Origin of the sequence: Halomonas sp. (genome assembly GCF_033549285.1) — a bacterium.
Taxonomy (GTDB): Bacteria; Pseudomonadota; Gammaproteobacteria; order Pseudomonadales; family Halomonadaceae; genus Halomonas.
In genome coordinates this window covers 32757-53058 of record NZ_JAWSUJ010000016.1, presented here as the reverse complement: position 1 = coordinate 53058, position 20302 = coordinate 32757, and the positions used below count along the sequence as shown (strand labels likewise).

The window sequence follows — 20302 nt, the reverse complement described above, 5'->3', positions numbered from 1 at the left end:
AAGCGCCTTGCCATGGTTCCGTCCGTGTCAGGTATCCTACACACATTATGCACGAAAACTTTAGATTAGGCACTTACGTATGTGTGACTGCCGCCACTCTACCTGCATTTCCTGGAACCATTGATTGGCAAATTCCTTGAATGTCAAACTTATGGCAGTATCCCTATTGGAGAGTGATTCATCTTCTTCTCCTTCGCTTTGAGAGTTTTGTTGTTGAATCTTCTTCAAGTTACGGCTTCCCGGGAAGAACTCGGCATAGTCGAGCTCATCCAGCAGAATCTTGGCTTCGACTCGCTGCATCAGCTTCTCGACTTGTTTTCGGTTTGCAGGGGTATCCGTCAGCGCCGTCTGCTCTCGGCAACGCACGCCCTGATAGAAGAAGTCGAGATAGAGTTTTCCTGTTTCCTTGCGGACTCGGACCTTACCCATGACATACCCCTCCACCTGCCATGGGGATCGCCAGATCGTCGCCTGTGGAGTCGGCCAGCATTTCTTGCTCAACCGCTTCCCAGAGGAAAAGGATTTTTCGCCGCCCGAAAGGCTTGATGTAGTGCTTACCTTCAAGGAGGACGGTGTCCTTGAGGCACTGGCGGATGGTGCGGCAGTCGTACTTGATCCTGGCTGCGAGCTCTTCCGTGGTGAGGTAGGTATAGGAGGTATCCATCGAAAACGCCCTCGCGTGGTGATAGCCTGTGTCTACAAAAGGCATTCGCAGTAGCCAAATGCCATCCTGAATGGCATTTTAGCCTGCATAATCACATTTGCAAGGGCTTTTTGTTATCCAGGATAAAAAAATCACCTTTGAGATGGAGTGAGCATGATTCGATGCCACCTGGCGCGCCTGATGGGGGAGCGCAAGATGAAGATCGTGGATGTGGCGCGAGAGACCGGGTTAAACCGCAATACGGTGACGCTTCTCTACAAGGAGACGGCGCAGCGCATCGATCTGGAAGCGTTGGAGAAACTGTGTCGGCTGTTCCAGTGCGAGGTGAGCGATCTTCTGGAGTATGTGCCCGAGGAGCCGTGAGAAAGGGGGGGTGGCCACTTCAGGCGTCTTGTGACGCTGTCTGCCCGAAGGTCGTTGTTCGACGGCAATGGCTGGAAGAGATTTCCGATGGGTGGCACGGGAGTGTCACAGTGGTGTCACAGGCGACTTTTCCTGCAGACAACGAAAAGAGGCAGGCCAGTAAGATACTGACCTGCCTCTAAAATATTGGTAGCGGGGACCGGATTTGAACCGATGACCTTCGGGTTATGAGCCCGACGAGCTACCAGACTGCTCCACCCCGCATCAACGTTGAGAGTATTCTACAGGCTATCCGCCTGTGGTCAAGGATTGATTTCAAACGCTCGTCCCGGCGGCACTCCCTGGTCCATACTTCCCCTGCTGTCATCAAGGTGACAGATCAATGAACAAGACTGGTGATGGCCGGCCTGGCGCCACGCCAGAAAAGATGTCATGCATATCAGGGAGGTAGTCAATGACAACACAAGCACCCGTCGCCTGGGTCACCGGTGGTACCGGGGGGATCGGCAGCGCCATCTGTCGCTCGCTGGCCTCGCAGGGCTACACGGTGGTAGCGGGATACCACAACCCGGAAAAGGCCAAGGCCTGGCTGGAGACCCAGAAGTCCGAGGGTTTCGACAACATCGACATCGCCGGGATCGATCTGGTCGACTTTGATGCCTGCGTGAAAGGGGTCAAGGAGATCGAGGAGAAGCACGGTCCCGTGAGTGTGCTGGTCAACTGTGCCGGGATCACCCGGGACGGCACCATGAAGAAGATGACGCCGGACCAGTGGCACGAGGTCATCGACACTAACCTCAACAGCGTCTTCAACACCTGCCGCAGCGTGATCGAGAGCATGCTCGACAAGGGCTACGGCCGGATCATCAACATCTCGTCCATCAACGGCCGCAAGGGCCAGTTCGGCCAGGTCAACTACGCCGCGGCCAAGGCGGGCATGCATGGCCTGACCATGTCGCTGGCCCAGGAGACGGCCACCAAGGGCATCACCGTGAACACGGTGTCACCCGGCTACATCGCCACCGACATGATCATGAACATTCCCGAGAAGGTCCGTGAGGCCATCCGCGAGACCATCCCGGTCAAGCGCTACGGGACGCCCGAGGAGATCGGTCGCCTGGTGACCTTCCTCGCCGACCAGGAGTCGGGCTTCATCACCGGCGCCAACATCGACATCAACGGCGGGCAGTTCATGGGCTGATCGCCCGACCGTCGCACGCCCCCTGTCGCCGGTGACCCCGGCGGCAGCCCCCGACAGCGCGAGGCATCCGCCTCGCGCTGTCGCGTCTGTGGGCGGCGTTCCTGATCAGGGCGGTGGCAGCTCGGCCAGGCTCTCGAGCATGCGGTCGAGTTCGCCCACCTCGCGCTCCCAGAGCCCCTCGGGCATCGGGCCGGTGGCCAGCAGGTCGGCGAGTATCTGGTGGAGCTCCTCGGCGCGGGAGGTCTGCTGGCTCAGGCTGTCGTTGAGGCGCTCGACCTGGATCGCCAGGCGCAGCGGGTCGTCCCGCTGGTTGACGCGACCGCCGGCCAGCAGCGACAGGTGGGCCCGCAGGCGTGCCAGTCGCTCCTCCACCGCATCGTCCGCGCCGGCCTGGCGGGCGGCATTGCGACGTTCGTGGGCGTCCTGCAGTGAGCTCGGCAGGGCCAGGCCATCCGGCAGGGGGACCGCCTCGACGGGGCCACCCGCCAGGCGCCGGGCGTCCGCCTGCAGGTGGGCATTGAGCAGGGGGCGGATGGCCTGCCAGCGCTCGGCTTCCTCGGCCAGCGACAGGCGGGCCAGGCGCTCGCGGCGAGCCCGCACGATGCCGGTCCAGCGGCGGCGCATGCCCTCGCTGCGACGTCCCGAGGGCAGGGGCTCGAGTGCCGTGGCCTCCCGCACCGCCTCGTCCAGCACGCCGGCCTCGCGGCTGTGCGCCGGGTGCCAGCTGTCGAGCCGGTCGATCAGCGCCTGCATGGCATCCAGCTGGGCCCGGTTGCGCTGGGCCTGGTCATCCCTGGCGGCATCGCGGCTGGCGAAGATGTCGTCGCACAGCGAGCGGAACTCCCGCCACAGGGCCTGCTCCTCGCCCTTGGGGGCGCGTCCCAGGTCGCGCCAGCGGCGCTGCAGCGCCTTGGCCTGGTCGGCCCGCCTGGCCGCGGGCATCTCCCGGGCCAGCAGTTCGCGGGTCTGCTCGATCAGGTCACGCTTGGCCTCGGCGATCTCCCGGGCGCGCCGGTCGATCAGGGCCTGGAGGTCATGACGGATGCGCCCGAAGCGTCGTCCGATGGGCTCGGCCTGCTCCCGGGGTACCGGGGCCAAGCGGCGCCACTGCTCCCGCGAGCGGTCGCGGATCTCGCGAAGCGCATCCGGGTCGGCCTCGTGGGCAGGCTGCTCGAGCAGCGTCTCGAGCTGCTCGCACAGTGCCTCGCGGGCAGCCAGGTTGCGCTGGCGCTCCGCCTGCTGGCGCTCCCGCCAGGGGGCCAGGCGCTCGTGGAGGCGGTCGGAGGCGGCCCGGAAGCGGGCGGACTGCTCGCGGTTGGCGGCGGCATCGCCCAGGGCCTTCCACTCCCTGACCAGCTGGCGGTGGCGGCGGTCGAGGGCCTGGTCACTGGCGCCCTCCTCATCGGCCAGCGCCTCGATGGCGAGGCAGAGCTGGTCGCGCTTGGGGCCGGCGACGAAGCCGCGCCAGTCGCGCAGTTCGGCGAGTCGTGCCGCGAGGCGCTTGAGTCGCGCCTGGTGCGGCTCGAGCGGTGCCTGGGGCAGCCGGTCGGCCTGCTGGCGCAGGCGCTGGTACAGCCGGCTGGCGCCCTTGAAGGCGCCGCTCTCGAGCAGGCGCTCGAGCTGGTCGAGCTCCTCGACGAAGCGCGACAGTCGAGCCTCCAGGTCGCCGTCTTCCCGGGCAGGCTCGGCGGCGAGTCGCTGCCGGGCTCGCTGCAGCAGCGGCGCCGGGGCCAGCCCCGGCGGCCAGCCGCAGGCCTCTACCAGGGCCTCGAGACGCTGGTCATCGCCGTCGGCCAGGGCCTGCTCGATCGCCCCGGCACGCTCGTCCAGGCGGACGCGCGCCTGGACGATGCCTTCATAGGCGGCCAGCGCCCGGTCGTAGCGGTCACGCAGTGCCTCGTCGGCCAGGTGCTGGTCGGAGAGGGCCTGCCAGCGGGTGGCCAGCAGGCGCTTCTGGGCGCGCAGGCTGGCGATGTCCTGGTCGGTCAGCCGGTCGCCCTGCTGCAGGCCCTCGAGGCTCTCCTCCAGGGCCTCGACCAGGGCCTCGCGGGTCTGGTCGGCGCTCTCGCGCTGGCGATGGTCGGCATCCCGTGCGTGCTCCTGGGCCTCGTGGTCGCCGATGACCTTGCGGCAGCGCAGGCAGGCATCCTGGTAGCGCCGCTCCTGCCGCGCGTCCGGCAGGTCCTCCAGCTTGGCCCATTCGCGCATCAGGTGGCGGAAGCGACCGGCATAGAGCGGTTCCCAGGGGCTGCCGGCGTGCTGCTCGAGGGTCTCGAGCAGGGCCTCGCGGCGCTCCCGGGCGGCCGCCAGGGAGGCGGCGTCGGCCCGCATCCGGTTGAGGCGTTCACGCGCCTTGCGGGCCACCTGGCGGTCGCGGCGGGCCTCGTGGGCCAGCCGGGAGAGTCCCGCCTCGCTCTCCACCCGGGCGGCGGCGGCATGACGCACGGCGGCAATGCCATTGTCGCAGGCCTGGCGGATCAGGTCCTCTTCCGCCTCGAGGCGGGCCAGGGCGGCGAGGCGCAGCTGCTGGTTGTCGCCCTGCAGGGCGAGCTCGTTGAGCAGGCCAGGGTCCTCGAGCCGCTCCACCAGGGCGATGCGCGCCGGCAGGTCATGCGCACCGCGGCGGCCGGCGAGCAGGGCCACCAGGTGGCGCCGCAGCTCCGGGGAAACGTCACCCTCCTTGCACAGGGCGAGCAGACGCTCGGGGTCCTCCAGGCGGGCCAGGGCCGCCTCGCGCACCGCGGGCTCGGGGTCGAGGGCGAGCCGCTCGAGGGCATGGCGCTGGTCATCGCGGGACGGGTCGAGGCGGGCCACGGCCTGGCGGCGGACCTCGGGGTCCGGGTGTTTCCAGCGCGGGGCGAACAGGCGGCGAAGGAGTCCTGGCATGGGGCATCCTGACAAAGGGAGCGCTCCCCGACGGGGCGCGGGTAAGGTCGTTATTGTTGGCGGCAGCGGTGCGGTGCCTGGGTCGAGAGTATCTAAGCACGTGCCGAGGTGGCAGAAAAGTCCAGCCGGCCGGGAGGTGTGGCCATCCGGAGACACTGACAACGGCCGCCCCTTGACCGTATGATCGGTTGCAGGGGCGCAGCCACTCGCTTAGCTTTGTGGCTGTACCCCGATCATCACCCGACGTGGAGTTCGGCAATGAGTCTCAAAGTGGACAGGGACAGCATGGCATTCACCTTCAAGGGGGGGATGCTGCCGATGACGGTCATGGAGCTGACCAGCGCCGACCCCGAGCGCATCCGCGAGCAGCTCGCGGGCAAGATCAGCCAGTCGCCGGCCTTCTTCCAGCATACCCCGGTCGTTCTCAACGTCGAGAAGCTCGATGAACCCCACCTGGCCCTGGAGCGCATCTGCGCGGTCTGCCGGGCCCACAAGCTGCTGCCGGTGGCGGTGCGCGGCGGCCCGGACCCGGTCAAGCAGTCGGCCTGGGCCCTGGGGCTGGGCTGGTTCCCGCCCCAGGAGGCCTCGCGCCCGCGCCCCCTGGAGAGCGTCGCCGGCGACGTAGAGGCCGACGCCGACCCGGTCGAGCCGGCAGGAGAGGCCATGACCCCCGATGCGCTGGCCGGCACCACGGCGGGCGGTCGCATCTATCGCGGCACGGTGCGCTCCGGGCAGCAGGTCACCGCGCCCGAGGGCGACCTGGTGGTGGTGGGGGCGGTCAATGCCGGCGCCGAGGTGCTCGCCGCCGGCAGCGTGCATGTCTACGGTGCCCTGCGCGGACGTGCCCTGGCCGGGATCCATGGTGATCCCCAGGCCGGCATCTTCTGCCGTGAACTGCACGCCGAGCTGCTCTCGGTGGCCGGCAACTACAAGCGCCTCGAGGACATCGACCCGCGCCTGCTGGGTACCACCGTCCAGGTCCGGCTGAGCGACGACCAGCTCGGCATCACGCCGCTGGCCTGATGCCGGCCAGCGGTGCGGCAGCCGCGCTGGCACCACCATTCCCTTTCATCATCACAAGACAGGATGCGACACTTGGCCAAGATCATCGTTGTGACCTCCGGCAAGGGCGGGGTCGGCAAGACAACCAGCGCAGCCGCCATCGCCACAGGGCTGGCGCTGCGTGGCAAGAAGACCGTGGTCATCGACTTCGACGTGGGGCTGCGCAACCTCGACCTGATCATGGGCTGCGAGCGCCGCGTGGTCTACGACCTGGTCAACGTGATCCAGGGCGAGGCGGGGCTTAACCAGGCGCTGATCCGCGACAAGCGGGTCGACAACCTGCACATCCTGCCGGCCTCCCAGACCCGCGACAAGGATGCCCTGAACCAGGAGGGCGTCGAGAAGGTGCTCGATACCCTGAGCAAGGACTTCGACTTCATCATCTGCGACTCCCCGGCGGGCATCGAGCGCGGCGCCCAGCTGGCCATGTACTTCGCCGACGCGGCGATCGTGGTCACCAATCCCGAGGTCTCCTCGGTGCGCGACTCCGACCGCATCCTCGGCCTGCTGGCCTCCAAGACCCGGCGCGCCGAACGCGGCGAGGACCCGATCCAGGAGCACCTGCTGATCACTCGCTACAACCCGGGCCGGGTCGACACGGGGGACATGCTCAACCTGGAGGATATCCGCGAGATCCTGGCCATCGACCTGCTCGGCCTGATCCCGGAGTCGGAGGCGGTGCTGCGGGCGTCCAACCAGGGGGTGCCGGTCACCCACGATGACAACAGCGATGCCGGCCAGGCCTATGCCGATACCGTGGCGCGCCTGCTGGGCGAGGAGGTGCCCCTGCGCTTCCACGAGTACCAGAAGAAGAGCCTGTTGAGCCGCATGTTTGGAGGAGTCCGCCGGTGAAGTTGCTCGATTTCCTGAAGCGAGAGCGCAAGAAGTCTGCGTCGGTCGCCAAGGAGCGGCTGCAGATCATCGTGGCCCATCAGCGCACCCAGCGGGGGCAGCCGGACTACATGCCGCTGCTGGAGAAGGAGCTGCTGGAGGTGATCCGCCGCTACGTGCAGATCGACGACGATGCGGTGAACATCACCCTCGACAGCGAGGACAACTGCTCGGTGCTGGAGCTCAACGTGACCCTGCCCAAGGCCTGAACGGGCCGTCCCGAGCGGCTCCTGCGCGGACAGCCCTGAGCGGTCCCTGTGTAGCCTGAGCGGTCCCTGCATGGAGAGCCCCGAGCGTTTCCCGGGCGACGGCCCGCCGGCTGAGTCGTCCGCGGGGCTGTGCTAGGCTGGGGCCCGTGAACCCACGCCCTTCGGAGAGCTCCCGCCCATGGCGCAGTCCCCCGCCGCCCCGCAGTCCTTCCTGTGGCACGACTACGAGACCTTCGGTGCCGACCCGCGTCGCGACCGCCCCTCCCAGTTCGCGGCCATTCGCACCGATGCCGACCTCAATGAGATCGGCGAGCCCCTCGAGCTCTTCTGCAAGCCGGCCGATGACTTCCTCCCCCATCCCCAGGCTTGCCTGATCACCGGCATCACGCCCCAGCAGGCTCGCCGCCGCGGCCTGCCCGAGGCCGAGTTCGCCGGCGTGGTCGAGGCGGCCATGAGCGAGTCGGGCACCTGCGCGCTGGGCTACAACAGCCTGCGCTTCGACGACGAGGTGAGCCGCCACCTCTTCTACCGCAACCTGCTCGACCCCTATGCCCGGGAGTGGCAGAACGGCAACTCGCGCTGGGACCTGATCGACGTGGTGCGTGCCTTCCATGCCCTGCGTCCCGAGGGCATCGAGTGGCCGACGCGCGACGATGGCGCGCCGAGCTTCAAGCTGGAACACCTGACGGCCGCCAACGGCATCGCCCATGCGGGGGCCCATGACGCCCTGGCCGACGTCCGCGCCACCATCGCCCTGGCGAGGCTGCTGCGCGAGCGCAACGGCAAGCTCTTCGACTACCTGCTGGGGCTGCGCGGCAAGCGTGCCGTCGCCCGGCAGCTGGACCTGCCCGGGCGCAAGCCGGTGCTGCACATCTCGCGGCGCTACCCGGCGAGCCGTGGCTGCAGCGCCCTGGTGATGCCGCTGGCCGAGCACCCCTCCAACCCCAACGGGGTGATCGTCTTCGACCTCTCCATTGATCCGGCCCCGCTGCTGGAGCTCACCCCCGAGCAGATCCGTGAGCGGGTCTTCGTCAGCAACGACGACCTGGCGGAGGGGGCCGAGCGCATTCCGCTGAAGGTGATCCACCTCAACAAGTGCCCGGTGCTGTTCCCGACCAGCGCCCTCAAGGACGTGGAAGGGCCGCACAAGGGCGAATACGGCGCCATCGTCGAGCGCCTGGGGCTGGACCTGGCCGCCTGCCGCGACCACTGGAAGCAGCTGTCGGCCCGCCCGGAGGTGGCCGCCCGGGTCGCCGAGGTGTTTGCCGCGCCGCCTCCCGAGCCGCCGCATGACCCGGACCTGATGCTCTATGCCGGGGGCTTCTTCTCGCCGGCGGATCGCCAGCAGATGCAGCGGGTGCGCGAGACCGACCCCTGGGACCTGGTGGGAGCACGCTTCGCCTTCCAGGACCCGCGCCTCGAGGAGATGCTGTTCCGCTACCGGGCCCGCAGCTATCCGGAGACCCTGGAGAGCGAGGAGCAGGCGCGCTGGGAGGCCTTCCGCTGGGAGCGCATGAACGACCCTGCCATCGCCGGCCTGACCCTCAAGGAGTTCGCCCGGGAGATCGAGCGGCTCAACAGTGTGCCGCTCTCCGACCGTGACCGGCAGGTCCTCGAGGAACTGGTGATGCACGTGGAGGCGATCATGCCCCCCCAGGCCTTCGACTGACCACGAGCTCCGCGTCGCGATGCCAACGACAGTGCCCGGCCAATGGCCGGGCACTGTCGTGTCGGAGGGTCAGTCGCGGCCTTCGGGCAGCGGCTTCAGGTGGTGGCTCAGGGAGAGGACGTCACTGGGCTCGTCACCCGGGTCGAAACTCACCCGCGCCACGCCGTCCTCGCGCAGTGCCGGCCAGCCCTCGCGCAGCTCCTCGGCCGTCACGGCCAGGGTCCGCTCGGCGAGCCGGCGATGGCGGTCGAAGGCGGTGTCACCGTAGGCGAGCGCGCGCCACAGGCGGTTGGTGCGCCCGGAGAGGCTGGTGTCGCGCTGCATCAGCGCGTCGTGCACGGCCTGGCGGTAGGGTGCCAGGTCCTCGTCCTCGAGCGCCTCGAGCCGCCCGGCGAAGTCGTCCAGGAAGGCGTCGATGCGCTCCTGGATCACCTCGCTTGCGGTGTCGGGCGACTGCACCAGCAGGCTGATGCCCGGCGCGTCCAGCATCGGCGAGTAACCCGCGTTGACCACATAGCCGAGCTGCTCCTCGGTGCGCAGGCGCTGGTAGAAGGGGGTCTCCAGCAGCTGGCCCAGTACCGCCAGGCGTGCCTGGCTGGCCAGCGAACGGTCCGGCCCCTGGAGGTAGCGCAGTACCAGCGACTCTTCCCGGGTGGTGGTCGGCGTCAGCGCGGGCAGGTCGTCCGCCTGCAGGGGGACGAGATCCGGGATCTCGTCTTCCGCAAGGGACGGAGAGAGTGCCTCGGCGACCTGCCGGGCCTCGCGCTCGGCGAGCGTGGCGTCGAGGTTGCCCACGGCCATGGCCTCCAGGCGCAGCTCGGCCAGGAAGCGCTCGCGGAAGTCGCGCAGGTCCGCCACGCCGAGCTCGCGGCTGGCCTCGAGCAGGGCGTCGGTGGGCCACTGGGGGCGTACCAGGGCCTCGGCCAGGGTGCGATGGGCCTGCCGGTAGAGGGCGTCCTGGGGCGCGTTGCGCCATTCGCGCTGCAGGCGGTAGTGCACCCGGTCGAAGCTCGCCGCGTCGATCTCGCCCTCCTGCAGCTGGTCGAGGACCCGGGCGATTAGCCGGTCCTGGCGGTCCCGCCAGCCCGAGAACGACAGGGTGATGCCCCGGGCGTGGGCATAGGCCTCGAAACCATGGCCGGCCAGCCGTGCCGGGTAGAGGGTCTCGTTGAGGCTGTCGCCGAGCCAGCCGGCAAGCAGCCGGGAGAGCGCCGCCTCGCGGGCCTCCTGGCTGGCGGCGGGGTGCTGGAGGCTGAAACGCCACTCCACCTTGGGGGTATCGAAGCGGGCATCCGCCTTGTACCAGAAGCTGAAGCCCGGTTCCTCGATGCGTTTCTCGGGGACCTCGTCGTGGCGGTCGAGGAGTTCGAGGTCCTCGGCGATATAAGGGTTGGGCTCGGGCAGGGCGAGGCCCGCCAGCGGCTCGGCCTCGACTGTCGCCTCGACCTCGCGCCAGGGGGCGTCGAACCAGGGCGAGACCTTCTCGCCCTCGACCTCCGGGCCGCTGTAGAGGCGCAGCATCCTGTCGCCCCGCAGGCCGTCGAGCCAGCGAGCGATCTGGTCGCGATCGAAGCCATCCATGCGGTAGGGCGCGACGTTGACGTCCTCCAGCGGGTAGCGTGACAGGTTCATGGCCAGCCGCATGGCATCGCCCTGGGGCGAGCCATGCTGCTGGAAGCGGAACTGCTGCTCGGCCAGGCGCGCCTGCTCCTCGTAGCGCCATGGCGCCAGGCCGGCCTCGCGGATCCGCTCGATGGTGGCCAGCAGGCTTTCCTGGATGCGGTCGAGCCGCTCGGCGCCAGCCGGCGTCAGGCTGATGTCCACGGCGAACAGCGCATGGCGGCCGTCGCCGCGGGTCACCCCGGCGGAGAGGCCGTCGGCCCAGCCCGCCTCGCGCAGCACCGCGAGCAGGCTGCCCTCGCCCTCGTGGCCGAGCAGGTTGGCAAGGTAGTCGGCCGGCTTGTGGCGATAGGCCTGCTGGGGGTCGGGCACGGGGAACAGGAAGCTGACCCGCTGGCTGTCGCGCACGGACTGCATCTCGGCGGCGCGGGGCAGGGTCTGTTCCGCCACCAGCGGCGCCTCGATGACCGGGCGGGAGAGGCCGCGGTCGGGTACCTCGGCGAAGCGCTCGGTGACCATGGCCTCGAGCTCATCGAGGGACTGGGGGGCGACCACGGCCAGGTGCATGACGTTGGCGCCGTAGTGCGCCTCGTAGAAGTCGATCACCCGCTCGCGCAGGCTCGGCTCGCCCTCGGGTCGGTCGGCGAGGGTCTCGCGACTGCCCACCGAGAAGCCGGTGGTAGGGTGCTCGGGATTGAGCAGCTGGTCGAGCACGTCCTGGGCGCGGCGCCCGTCGTCGCGGATGCGGGCCTGGTACTCGGAGTGCACCACGTTGCGCTCGCTCTCCAGGCGGTCGGCATTGAACAGCGGAGCGACGAAGAAGCGGCTGAAGCGGTCCAGGGCGCCGGCCAGGGCGTCGGGCTCGATGTCGAAGAAGTAGTTGGTGTCATGGGGGGCGGTGAAGGCGTTGTGGCTCCCCCCGTGGCGCGACAGGTAGGCCTGGTAGGCATCCGACTCCGGGTAGGCGTCGGTGCCCAGGAACAGCATGTGCTCGAGGAAGTGGGCCAGGCCGGCCAGGTCCTCCGGGTCCTGGGCGCTGCCCACGTCGACGTTCAGCGAGGCGGCGGCCTGGTCGGCCTCGGGGTCGCTGACCAGCAGCACGCTCAGGCCGTTGTCGAGGGTCAGGGCACGGTAGTCGCGGTCATCGTTGGGGCTGACCCGCGGCGAGACGACCTCGTCGATGGCCGCCTCCGGCTCGGGTACCTCGGCCCGGGCGTTAAGGCCCGTGATCAGGGCCGCGGCCACGGCGAGCCAGGCGAGCAGGCGGGCCGTCTGGCGCAAGGGGGCAGGCAAGGACTGTGTCATCATCGCTCCTGTGGCATGGGCTGGCGCAGCATGGGCCCGGTGGGGTGGGCGCAGGCCGGATCCTGGTTGGCGGGATCATTCACTCGTCTTGATACCGGAAAGGCGCCCAACAGTTCCCCGGGAGCGGGCGCGAGCAGCGACTGCGCCTCGGCCAACGGGGTCTTGGGGTCGAGCCAGCGCCTCGCGTCCTCGGGGGCGATCACGGCTGGCAGACGGTCGGTGAGCGGGGCGAGCAGTGCTCCGGTGGGCACCGTGATCAGCGCCATGGAGTCATTGTACTCGCTCAGGGTGGTATGGAAGCGGCACCAGAGCCCCGCCAGCAGCAGCGGGCCCCGGTCGGCGCGGGTCACCAGGAAGGGCTGCTTGAAGCGTGGCTGCGGCTTCCACACGTAGATGCCGCTGGCCGGCACCAGGCAGCGGCGCGCCTCGAAGGCCTCGCGGAACATGGGGCGGGTCGTCAGCGCCTCGGCTCGGGCGCAGTGGGGCGCATGGTCGAGCACCTTCAGCCAGGGGGGCGTGAGCCCCCAGAAGGCGTTCACCAGGCGCAGGCGGCCCCCTTCCAGGCGCACGATCGACAGGGGGCGACGCGGGGCCAGGTTGGCGCCGGTGATCGGGGTGGTCTCGGCGACCAGGTCGGGCAGCAGGCGCTCGAGCTCGAGGGGGGCGATATGCAGTCGGCCGGCCATGGGGTCTCCGCAGTGGTGGGGCGACAGGGTAACCAAGTCGACCTGATGAGAAAAGCGGCGAACGAGCGGCGTTCCTGTCGCCGGCTTGCATCGTCATTCGTGTGGGATATCCTGTCGAAAACAGTGTTCGATGAGGGTATCCTTGTCGCCCGACCCGCGATGCCCGCCACTATCCCTGCGAGGAAACCGATGGCCCGTCCCAGACAGCATGCCCCCGAGGCACTCCATGCCCAGGTCATGGCCGCGTGCGATGCCTGGCTGCAGGAGCACCCGGCCCATACGCTGTCACTGCGTGCCCTCGCACGGGAGGTGGGCTGTGCGCCGAGCACCCTGCTCAAGCTCTACGGCAGCTTCGGCAACCTGCTGCAGCACGTCAACATCGAGACCCTGGCGCGCCTGCGCGGGGTGATCGAGCCGCTGCTCGCCGACATTGCGCCCGAGGAGCGGCTCAAGGCGCTGGCCAGGGCCTACTGGCAGTTCGCCCGCGAGGATGCCTATCGCTGGCAGCTGCTGTTCGACTATCCCCTGGCCCAGGAGGGCGAGCTGGACCAGCGCCAGAACGAGATGATCGAGGGCCTCTTCCTGCGCGTGGAGGCGACCCTCAAGGAGTACCAGCCGGCGCTGGACGACCTGGAGGCACGGCGGCTGAGCCGCACCCTCTGGGGCAGCGTCCACGGCCTGGTCCAGTTGGGGCTCAACGAGCGCCTGGGGTACTGGCAGGGCGAGCCGCTGGAGGTGGGCGAGCTGCTCGACCAGTTGCTCGCGACCATCCTGGCGGGCCTCAGGCACGCGCCCGGCGTGACGTGATGACCCCCTGGCTGTGGGGGGTGACCGGCCTGGCGGTGGTAGCGGGAAGCTGGCGACTGGCCAGCGCGCCCAGGCCCGTCCTGCGCTGGCTGGTCTTCCTGCTGGTCCACCTCGTCTATCGGCTGCGCTTCCGTGGCCTCGACCACATCCCCCTGCGTGGCCCGGCCATCGTCGTCTGCAACCATGTCAGCTTCATGGATGCCCTGGTGGTTGGCGGGGCGAGCCCCCGGCCGCTGCGCTTTTTGATGGACAAGCCGATCTACGAGTCGCCATGGCTCAACTGGCTGTTTCGCCTGGTGGGGGCCATCCCCGTGGATGCCGACCGTCGCGACCCGGGTAGCGTGCGCCATGCGCTGGTCGAGGTCAGTCGCGCGCTGCGCCAGGGCGAGGTGGTGATGGTGTTTCCCGAGGGGCGCCTGACCCCGGACGGCGAGGTGCACCCCTTCCGCCGTGGCCTCGAGCTGATCCTGGCCCGGGATGCGGTGCCGGTGGTGCCCGCTGGCCTGGCCGGCCTCTGGGGCTCCTGGACCTCGCACCATGGCGGCAAGGCGCTGACCAAGCGGCCTCGCCGGTTCCGGGCGCGGGTGGCGCTCTTCTTCGGTGAGCCCCTGCCGGCCGGCGAGGCGAGCCGGCGCAATGTCGAGGCCCGGGTACGTGCGCTCAAGGCCGAGGCCGAGGGCTGGGCCGACAGTGCGCGAAAGTAGGCATCAGCCGCGTCGGGCGGGGCGCCGAGTCGGCTGCCAGCAGCGTGCCGCGGTGATCAGGTTGTCGCGGACCTCGAGGATCTCCATGCGCACGTTGCCGATCTGCAGGCAGGCCGGCCCGTCGGGGAAGGACTCCAGGTGCTCGAGGATCACCCCGTTGAGGGTCTTGGGGCCGTCCGTGGGCAGCTGCCAGCCCAGCGCCTTGTTGATGTCGCGGATGTTGGCGGTGCCGTCGATCACGTGGCTACCGTCGTCCTGCAGGTGGATCTCCTGGTCCAGGCCTGCCACGTCGGTGGTGAACTCGCCGACGATCTCCTCGAGGATGTCCTCCAGGGTCACCAGTCCCTCCACGTCGCCGTACTCGTCCACCACGATGCCGATGCGCCGCTTCTGCTTCTGGAAGTTGAGCAGCTGGGTGTGCAGCGGGGTGGACTCGGGGATGAAGTAGGGCTCGCGGGCCTCCTGGACGATGGCGGCCTTGGTCACCTCGCCGCGGGACAGGAAGCGCGCCGCGTTGCGCAGGTGGAGCATGCCGATGATGTTGTTGATGTCGCCCTTGTAGACCGGTACCCGGGTGTGCTGGCTGGTGCGGATGCGCGCCAGGATTTCCTCCAGGTCGTCGTCCAGGTCGAGGCCCATCACCTCGTGGCGCGGCACCATGATGTCGTTCACGGTGACGTTCTCGAGGTCGAGGATCGACAGCAGCATCGCCTGGTGGCGACGCGGGATCAGGGTGCCGGCCTCGTGCACCACGGTGCGCAGCTCGTCGCGGGTCAGGTTGTCGGTTTCACCGTCGATGTTCTTTACCCCGAGCAGGCGCAGCAGGCCGTTGGAGATGGCGTTGACCAGCCATACCAGGGGGTAGAGCAGCTTGAGCAGCGGCTCGAGCACCAGCGAGGCAGGATAGGCGATGCGCTCGGGCTTGACCGCGGCATAGGTCTTGGGCGTGACCTCGGCGAAGATCAGGATCACGATGGTCAGCACCAGGGGGGCGATGGCCGGGCCCGTGACCTCGCCGAAGAAGTGGATGGCCAGCACCGTGGCGATGGCGGCCGCCAGGTTGTTGACCAGGTTGTTGCCGATCAGGATCACGCCGATCAGCCGGTCCGGCCTGGCGAGCAGGCGCATCACCCGCTGGGCGCGCGACTCGCCGCTGTTCGCCTGATGGCTCAGGCGATAGCGGTTGATCGACATCATCCCGGTCTCGGAACTGGAGAAGAAGGCGGAAAGACAGACGAGCAGGAACAGCAGGCCGAACAGCAGTCCCAGCGGGAAGTCGTCACTCAAGTCGAAGGGTCCTCAGCGGCGTATCAGGCTCGAGTTGTAGGGGGTCGGTCATCCGCTGTCAAGGCGCGTGCCGGCGTCAGTTTCGGTCGAGCAGGATCTCCAGCACGAACTTGCTGCCGAAGTAGGCCAGCAGCAGCACCAGGCACCCTCCCAGGGTCCAGCGGACCGCCCGCATGCCTCGCCAGCCGAGCCGGTGGTGGCTGAACAGCAGGGTGGCGAAGATCACCCAGGCCGCCAGCGAGAGGATCGACTTGTGGGCCAGGTGCTGGGCGAACATGTTGTCGATGAACAAAAAGCCGCTGACGATCGACAGGGTCAGCAGGATCATGCCGGCCCAGATCAGCTCGAAGAGGATCCGTTCCATGGTGGTCAGCGGCGGCAGCGACTGGACCACGCCGCGGATGTGGTGATGGCGCAGCGCCTGGTTCTGGACGCCGAGCAGCACCGCCTGGATGGCGGCGATGGCCAGCAGCGCGAAGGCCAGCGCGCTGCTCAGGGCGTGCAGGGCGATCCCCGGGGTCATGCCGGTCCCGCGCTCGGGGCTCGGCAGGCCGACCGCCAGCAGCAGGGTCAGGCCGGCCAGCGGCAGCAGCCCGGTGGCGACGTTGAGGACCGGCTTGACGAGGCTGACCACCAGCAGCACCAGCACGGCCAGGCCGCTGGCCAGCACCGCGCTGGTAGAGAGCCCGGGCAGCAGGGAGTCGCCCCGGGCCAGCAGGGTGGCGGCCAGGGGCAGGTGGCAGAGCAGGCCGAGCAGGCTCAGCACGCGCACCAGCATGGCGCGGGGGGGCACCCGCCGGGCCAGGGTCAGCCCCTGCCAGGAGGCGGCCCCGAGGTAGAAGATGAAGGCCATGACGGCAAGTGATAGCGGCTGCATCGATCGCTGTCCGTGCGCCTTCGCCAGCGCCTGGTGGGATGGAATGGAGCCGCCACTATACCGAATCCGCCCGGCCGCGCCCAGCGCGGCGGCGTTCCTCGCCGAGGCGGGAATCCCCGCCATGCATGGAGACTCGCGGCCACAGGGCGTATAATTTTCGACCATTGCAGGGAGCCCCCGGTCGGTGCCGGGTCGGCTCTCCGGCCATCGTCAGTGGAGAGGCCCATGTTCCAGAATCTCAGCGAGCGTCTGTCGCAGACGCTCAAGTCGATCAAGGGTCAGGCGCGCCTGACCGAGGACAACGTCAAGGACACCCTGCGCGAGGTGCGCCGGGCGCTGCTCGAGGCCGACGTGGCCCTGCCGGTGGTCAAGGCGTTCATCGACCGCGTGCGCGAGCGTGCGGTGGGGCAGGAGGTCTCCCAGAGCCTCTCCCCGGGGCAGCAGTTCGTCAAGATCGTCCAGCAGGAGCTCGAGGCGATCATGGGCGAGGCCAACGAGGGGCTGACCCTCAAGGGTACCCCGGCCGTGGTACTGATGGCCGGCCTGCAGGGCGCGGGCAAGACCACCTCGGTGGCCAAGCTGGCGCGCTACCTGCGCGAGCGCGAGAAGAAGAAGGTGCTGGTGGTCTCTGCCGACGTCTATCGTCCGGCAGCCATCGACCAGCTCGAGACCCTGGCGAAGGAGGTCGAGGTCGACTTCTTCCCGTCCCGCTCCGACCAGAAGCCCGTCGACATCGCCGAGGCGGCGATCAAGCACGCCCGGATCCAGTTCCATGACGTGGTGATCGTCGATACCGCCGGCCGCCTGGCCATCGACGAGGCGATGATGGCCGAGATCCAGGCGCTGCATAAGGCCGTGGTGCCCGACGAGACGCTGTTCGTCGTCGATGCCATGACCGGCCAGGACGCCGCCAACACCGCCAAGGCCTTCCACGAGGCGCTGCCGCTGACCGGGGTGATCCTCACCAAGGCCGATGGCGACGCCCGCGGCGGTGCGGCCCTCTCGGTGCGCCATATCACCGGCAAGCCGATCAAGTTCATGGGGGTGGGCGAGAAGGTCGATGCCCTCGAGCCCTTCCATCCGGACCGCGTGGCCTCGCGCATCCTCGGCATGGGCGACGTGCTGTCGCTGATCGAGGAGGCCGAGCGCACCGTCGACAAGAAGAAGGCCGAGCAGCTGGCCAGGAAGGTCAAGAAGGGCCAGGGCTTCGACCTCGAGGACTTCCGCGACCAGCTCCAGCAGCTCAAGAAGATGGGCGGCATGGGCGGCCTGATGGGCAAGCTGCCGGGCATGGGCCAGATGGCCGAGATGGCGCAGGGCCCCGGCCCCGAGAAGGAGCTGGGCAAGCTGGAGGCGCTGATCAACTCCATGACGCCCCAGGAGCGGCGCAAGCCCGAGATCATCAACGGCTCCCGCAAGCGGCGCATCGCCGCCGGTGCCGGCCTGCAGGTGCCCGACCTCAATCGCCTGCTCAAGCAGCACAAGCAGATGCAGAAGATGATGAAGAAGGCGGGCAAGAAGGGCGGCATGCAGAAGATGATGCGCGGCATGTCCGGCATGATGGGTGGCGGTGGCCCGGGCGGTCCCGGTGGCATGGGGGGCATGGGCGGTCCCGGCGGCATGCCGTGGCGCTGAGCCGGGCCGCGGCGGGGCGCTCCCCGCAAAAAGGTTTCCAAGTCGGGCGGTTTTCCGTAGAATGTTGCGTCTTCACTGGCAGGACCGCGATCGACGCGGCCATCGTCGTGACCGAATGACCCGAAGCCGGGCCGTCGGCCCGCTTCCCGTAGCAGATCGTCGAGGGCCAGCAGGGTATCGGCACCTCGGCCGAAACATCCGCAACTTCAACCGAAGGATAATCAACGCATGGTTACCATTCGTCTGGCACGTGGTGGCGCCAAGAAGCGTCCCTTCTACCACCTCACCGTGACCGATTCCCGCAAGTCCCGTGACGGCCGCTTCATCGAGCGCCTGGGCTTCTTCAACCCGGTGGCTCGTGGCCAGGAAGAGCGCCTGCGCGTCGACCTGGAGCGCATCAGCCACTGGCAGAGCCAGGGTGCCCAGCTCTCCGACCGCGTCGCCGAGCTGGTCAAGGAAGCCCGCAAGCAGGCCTGAAGGGCCTGACTTGCCGGCAGCAACCGTCCAGGGGCCGTCGATGAGCGAACACGCGCAAGCGCAGCCCGCCGACGATCATGTGGTACTGGGCACGCTGACCAGCCCCTACGGCATCAAGGGCTGGCTGAGGGTGTACTCGTACACCAGCCCCATGGAGGGCATCCTCGACTACGCGTCCTGGGTGCTGCGCCAGGGGACGACGCTGACCCGGGTGAGCGTCCTCCAGGGACGTCGCCAGGGCAAGGGCCTGGTGGCCCGGCTCGAGGGGGTCGACAGCCGCGAGGCGGCCGAGGCCCTGGCCGGTGCCGAGATCCTGCTGCCCAAGGCGGAACTGCCCGCGCTCGATGCCGATGACTACTACTGGTATCAGCTGGAAGGCCTCCGGGTGGTGACCCGCGAGGGGCTGGCGCTGGGGCAGGTCGCCTATCTGTTCGAGACCGGCGCCAACGACGTCATGGTGGTCAAGGGAGAGGTCGACGAGGGCATCGAGGCCCGCGAGCGGCTGCTGCCCTACCTGCCCGGCGACGTGGTGCTGGACGTGGACCTCGAGGCCGGCGTGATGACCGTCGACTGGGATCCGGAATTTTGACGGAAGCGGGTTCGATGGCCTCCGGCCCTGCGGCACCCGAGCAGGTAGCCAGCATGTGGATCGGGGTGGTCTCGCTGTTTCCCGAGATGTTCGAGGCGATCACTCGCCACGGCGTCACGGGCAGGGCGGTGGAGAAGGGGCGCATCGCGCTCGAGTTCTGGAACCCCCGGGACTACGCCACCGATCGGCATCGCACCGTGGACGACCGCCCCTATGGCGGTGGCCCGGGGATGCTGATGAAGGTCGACACCCTGCGCGCGGCCATCCACGCTGCCCGCGAGCGGGCCGAGGCGGCCACCGGGACACGGGCGAAGGTCATCTACCTGTCTCCCCAGGGACGTCGCCTGGACCAGCGGGGCGTGCAGGAGCTGGCGTCCGGTTCCCCCCTGGTGGTGGTGGCGGGGCGCTATGAAGGCATCGATGAGCGGGTGGTGGAAGCCGACATCGATGAGGAGTGGTCGATCGGTGACTATGTGCTCAGCGGCGGCGAGCTGCCGGCCATGGTGCTGATCGATGCTGCGGCAAGGCTGGTGCCCGGGGTGCTGGGCCATCAGGATTCCGCGGTCGAGGACTCCTTCAACGACGGACTGCTGGACTGTCCGCACTACACGCGCCCGGAGCAGGTCGACGGGCGTCGGGTGCCGGAGGTCCTGCTCAGCGGCCACCATGGCGCCATCCGGCGCTGGCGGCTCAAGCAGTCCCTGGGGCGGACCTGGCTCAGGCGTCCCGACCTGCTGGAAGGCAGGACGTTGAGTGGCGAGCAGCGCGAGCTGCTCGAGGAGTTCATCGAGGACTACGCGCTGTCCACGAGGTAGGACAGGGCGGAGGTGCAGGACGCCATGCCCCGCAACGGGCCCGGTGGACCTGTGTCACCAACGGCATTCCCGCGCTCTCGAGCTCGACTCGGGCGCCGGGATCACGGTTCGCCGGCAACCCAAACTGACCGGCGGATCAGGTTATCAAGGAGTCAATGTCATGAGCAGCAAGAACAAGGTGATCCAGGCGCTCGAGAGCGAGCAGATGAGCAAGGAAGTCCCGGCCTTCGCCCCCGGCGACACCGTGGTCGTCCAGGTCAAGGTCAAGGAAGGCACCCGCGAGCGTCTCCAGGCCTTCGAAGGCGTGGTCATCGGCAAGCGCAACCGCGGCCTGAACTCGGCCTTCACCGTGCGCAAGATCTCCCACGGTGTCGGCGTCGAGCGGACCTTCCAGACCTACAGCCCGCTGGTCGACTCCATCGAGGTCAAGCGTCGCGGTGACGTGCGCCAGGCCAAGCTGTACTACCTCCGCGAGCGCAGCGGCCGGTCTGCCCGCATCAAGGAAAAGCTGGCCTGAGGCGAACGCCTCTGCCGGCCCGTGGTGCCGGGGCCCCA

The 20302-nt window shown here is 68.6% G+C and carries 20 protein-coding genes and 1 tRNA gene; 13 read left to right on the top strand and 8 right to left on the bottom strand.

Annotated elements, in window-relative coordinates; genetic code table 11:
• Positions 1-60 precede the first annotated feature (60 nt).
• Together SCI24_RS05715 and SCI24_RS05710 are read right to left on the bottom strand one after the other, a co-directional pair.
• Positions 61-429 (bottom strand): Arm DNA-binding domain-containing protein, encoded by a 369-nt coding sequence (locus tag SCI24_RS05715; protein WP_318724459.1) that lies wholly within the window; start codon positions 427-429, stop codon positions 61-63.
• Positions 422-664 carry a hypothetical protein gene (locus SCI24_RS05710; RefSeq protein WP_031217941.1) on the bottom strand — a complete coding sequence of 81 codons (243 nt, stop codon included), beginning with the start codon at positions 662-664 and terminating at the stop codon, positions 422-424. Before SCI24_RS05710 ends, SCI24_RS05715 begins: the two co-directional genes overlap by 8 nt.
• 153 nt (positions 665-817) lie before the next feature.
• Here SCI24_RS05710 and SCI24_RS05705 point away from each other — a divergent pair, with 153 nt between their 5' ends.
• Positions 818-1027, top strand: coding sequence for a helix-turn-helix domain-containing protein (locus SCI24_RS05705; protein ID WP_023005485.1), 210 nt, complete (start codon positions 818-820; stop codon positions 1025-1027).
• Positions 1028-1214: 187 nt separating this feature from the next.
• Here the strand turns inward: SCI24_RS05705 and SCI24_RS05700 are convergent.
• Positions 1215-1291, bottom strand: a tRNA-Met gene (locus SCI24_RS05700).
• 190 nt (positions 1292-1481) lie between these two features.
• On the opposite strand from SCI24_RS05700, the gene phbB reads away from it, so the two are divergent.
• Positions 1482-2228 carry an acetoacetyl-CoA reductase gene (gene phbB / locus SCI24_RS05695; protein ID WP_318724458.1) on the top strand — a complete coding sequence of 249 codons (747 nt, stop codon included), beginning with the start codon at positions 1482-1484 and terminating at the stop codon, positions 2226-2228.
• 105 nt (positions 2229-2333) lie between these two features.
• Here the strand turns inward: phbB and SCI24_RS05690 are convergent, their stop codons facing one another.
• The gene (locus SCI24_RS05690; RefSeq protein ID WP_318724457.1) at positions 2334-5114 is read right to left on the bottom strand and encodes a DUF349 domain-containing protein; all 2781 of its coding nucleotides are present in this window, start codon (positions 5112-5114) and stop codon (positions 2334-2336) included.
• A gap of 258 nt (positions 5115-5372) precedes the next feature.
• Here SCI24_RS05690 and minC point away from each other — a divergent pair, with 258 nt between their 5' ends.
• The 4 genes from minC (at position 5373) to sbcB (ending at position 8945) form a co-directional block, all read left to right on the top strand.
• Positions 5373-6137, top strand: a complete 765-nt coding sequence (gene minC / locus SCI24_RS05685) for a septum site-determining protein MinC (RefSeq protein WP_318724456.1) — start codon at positions 5373-5375, stop codon at positions 6135-6137.
• A 72-nt stretch (positions 6138-6209) separates the two neighbouring features.
• The gene (gene minD, locus SCI24_RS05680; protein WP_318724455.1) at positions 6210-7028 is read left to right on the top strand and encodes a septum site-determining protein MinD; all 819 of its coding nucleotides are present in this window, start codon (positions 6210-6212) and stop codon (positions 7026-7028) included.
• Positions 7025-7276: a cell division topological specificity factor MinE gene (minE, locus tag SCI24_RS05675; RefSeq protein ID WP_071944062.1), complete on the top strand. Its 252-nt coding sequence runs from the start codon at positions 7025-7027 to the stop codon at positions 7274-7276. The genes minD and minE overlap by 4 nt, the downstream gene beginning before the upstream one ends.
• Before the next feature lie 178 nt (positions 7277-7454).
• Entirely contained in the window at positions 7455-8945 is a 1491-nt protein-coding gene (gene sbcB, locus SCI24_RS05670; RefSeq protein ID WP_318724454.1) for an exodeoxyribonuclease I, read from the top strand.
• Between the two features lie 69 nt (positions 8946-9014).
• On the opposite strand, the gene SCI24_RS05665 is transcribed toward sbcB, so the two are convergent.
• Positions 9015-11870, bottom strand: a complete 2856-nt coding sequence (locus SCI24_RS05665; protein WP_318724453.1) for an insulinase family protein — start codon at positions 11868-11870, stop codon at positions 9015-9017.
• Positions 11870-12556 (bottom strand): SOS response-associated peptidase, encoded by a 687-nt coding sequence (locus SCI24_RS05660; protein WP_318724452.1) that lies wholly within the window; start codon positions 12554-12556, stop codon positions 11870-11872. Before SCI24_RS05660 ends, SCI24_RS05665 begins: the two co-directional genes overlap by 1 nt.
• A gap of 189 nt (positions 12557-12745) precedes the next feature.
• On the opposite strand from SCI24_RS05660, the gene SCI24_RS05655 reads away from it, so the two are divergent.
• Positions 12746-13363, top strand: a complete 618-nt coding sequence (locus tag SCI24_RS05655) for a TetR/AcrR family transcriptional regulator (RefSeq protein WP_106231350.1) — start codon at positions 12746-12748, stop codon at positions 13361-13363.
• Positions 13363-14067, top strand: a complete 705-nt coding sequence (locus SCI24_RS05650; RefSeq protein ID WP_318724451.1) for a 1-acyl-sn-glycerol-3-phosphate acyltransferase — start codon at positions 13363-13365, stop codon at positions 14065-14067. The genes SCI24_RS05655 and SCI24_RS05650 overlap by 1 nt, the downstream gene beginning before the upstream one ends.
• 3 nt (positions 14068-14070) lie before the next feature.
• Here the strand turns inward: SCI24_RS05650 and SCI24_RS05645 are convergent, their stop codons facing one another.
• Positions 14071-15354 (bottom strand): HlyC/CorC family transporter, encoded by a 1284-nt coding sequence (locus SCI24_RS05645; protein WP_318724450.1) that lies wholly within the window; start codon positions 15352-15354, stop codon positions 14071-14073.
• Positions 15355-15430: 76 nt separating this feature from the next.
• The gene (locus SCI24_RS05640; protein ID WP_318724449.1) at positions 15431-16231 is read right to left on the bottom strand and encodes an inner membrane protein YpjD; all 801 of its coding nucleotides are present in this window, start codon (positions 16229-16231) and stop codon (positions 15431-15433) included.
• Positions 16232-16456: 225 nt separating this feature from the next.
• On the opposite strand from SCI24_RS05640, the gene ffh reads away from it, so the two are divergent.
• The 5 genes from ffh (at position 16457) to rplS (ending at position 20264) form a co-directional block, all read left to right on the top strand.
• A complete protein-coding gene (gene ffh, locus SCI24_RS05635; protein WP_318724447.1) occupies positions 16457-17866 on the top strand; it encodes a signal recognition particle protein in 1410 nt (469 codons plus the stop codon).
• A 228-nt stretch (positions 17867-18094) separates the two neighbouring features.
• Positions 18095-18343, top strand: coding sequence for a 30S ribosomal protein S16 (gene rpsP, locus SCI24_RS05630; RefSeq protein ID WP_133637530.1), 249 nt, complete (start codon positions 18095-18097; stop codon positions 18341-18343).
• Positions 18344-18383: 40 nt separating this feature from the next.
• Positions 18384-18932 (top strand): ribosome maturation factor RimM, encoded by a 549-nt coding sequence (gene rimM / locus SCI24_RS05625; RefSeq protein ID WP_318724446.1) that lies wholly within the window; start codon positions 18384-18386, stop codon positions 18930-18932.
• A gap of 53 nt (positions 18933-18985) precedes the next feature.
• Positions 18986-19747, top strand: a complete 762-nt coding sequence (gene trmD / locus SCI24_RS05620; protein ID WP_318724462.1) for a tRNA (guanosine(37)-N1)-methyltransferase TrmD — start codon at positions 18986-18988, stop codon at positions 19745-19747.
• 160 nt (positions 19748-19907) lie between these two features.
• Positions 19908-20264 (top strand): 50S ribosomal protein L19, encoded by a 357-nt coding sequence (rplS, locus tag SCI24_RS05615; RefSeq protein WP_318724445.1) that lies wholly within the window; start codon positions 19908-19910, stop codon positions 20262-20264.
• Positions 20265-20302 lie beyond the last annotated feature (38 nt).

Bases quoted from the DNA above. Each gene is read 5' to 3' on its own strand.
- phbB (WP_318724458.1), top strand. From the start codon at position 1,482: ATGACAACACAAGCACCCGTCGCCTGGGTCACCGGTGGTACCGGGGGG.
- SCI24_RS05665 (WP_318724453.1), bottom strand. From the start codon at position 11,870: ATGACACAGTCCTTGCCTGCCCCCTTGCGCCAGACGGCCCGCCTGCTC.
- SCI24_RS05640 (WP_318724449.1), bottom strand. From the start codon at position 16,231: ATGCAGCCGCTATCACTTGCCGTCATGGCCTTCATCTTCTACCTCGGG.
- rimM (WP_318724446.1), top strand. From the start codon at position 18,384: ATGAGCGAACACGCGCAAGCGCAGCCCGCCGACGATCATGTGGTACTG.
- SCI24_RS05660 (WP_318724452.1), bottom strand. From the start codon at position 12,556: ATGGCCGGCCGACTGCATATCGCCCCCCTCGAGCTCGAGCGCCTGCTG.
- SCI24_RS05690 (WP_318724457.1), bottom strand. From the start codon at position 5,114: ATGCCAGGACTCCTTCGCCGCCTGTTCGCCCCGCGCTGGAAACACCCG.
- ffh (WP_318724447.1), top strand. From the start codon at position 16,457: ATGTTCCAGAATCTCAGCGAGCGTCTGTCGCAGACGCTCAAGTCGATC.
- rpsP (WP_133637530.1), top strand. From the start codon at position 18,095: ATGGTTACCATTCGTCTGGCACGTGGTGGCGCCAAGAAGCGTCCCTTC.
- sbcB (WP_318724454.1), top strand. From the start codon at position 7,455: ATGGCGCAGTCCCCCGCCGCCCCGCAGTCCTTCCTGTGGCACGACTAC.
- SCI24_RS05715 (WP_318724459.1), bottom strand. From the start codon at position 429: ATGGGTAAGGTCCGAGTCCGCAAGGAAACAGGAAAACTCTATCTCGAC.
- SCI24_RS05655 (WP_106231350.1), top strand. From the start codon at position 12,746: ATGGCCCGTCCCAGACAGCATGCCCCCGAGGCACTCCATGCCCAGGTC.
- minC (WP_318724456.1), top strand. From the start codon at position 5,373: ATGAGTCTCAAAGTGGACAGGGACAGCATGGCATTCACCTTCAAGGGG.
- rplS (WP_318724445.1), top strand. From the start codon at position 19,908: ATGAGCAGCAAGAACAAGGTGATCCAGGCGCTCGAGAGCGAGCAGATG.
- SCI24_RS05705 (WP_023005485.1), top strand. From the start codon at position 818: ATGATTCGATGCCACCTGGCGCGCCTGATGGGGGAGCGCAAGATGAAG.
- trmD (WP_318724462.1), top strand. From the start codon at position 18,986: ATGTGGATCGGGGTGGTCTCGCTGTTTCCCGAGATGTTCGAGGCGATC.
- SCI24_RS05650 (WP_318724451.1), top strand. From the start codon at position 13,363: ATGACCCCCTGGCTGTGGGGGGTGACCGGCCTGGCGGTGGTAGCGGGA.
- SCI24_RS05710 (WP_031217941.1), bottom strand. From the start codon at position 664: ATGGATACCTCCTATACCTACCTCACCACGGAAGAGCTCGCAGCCAGG.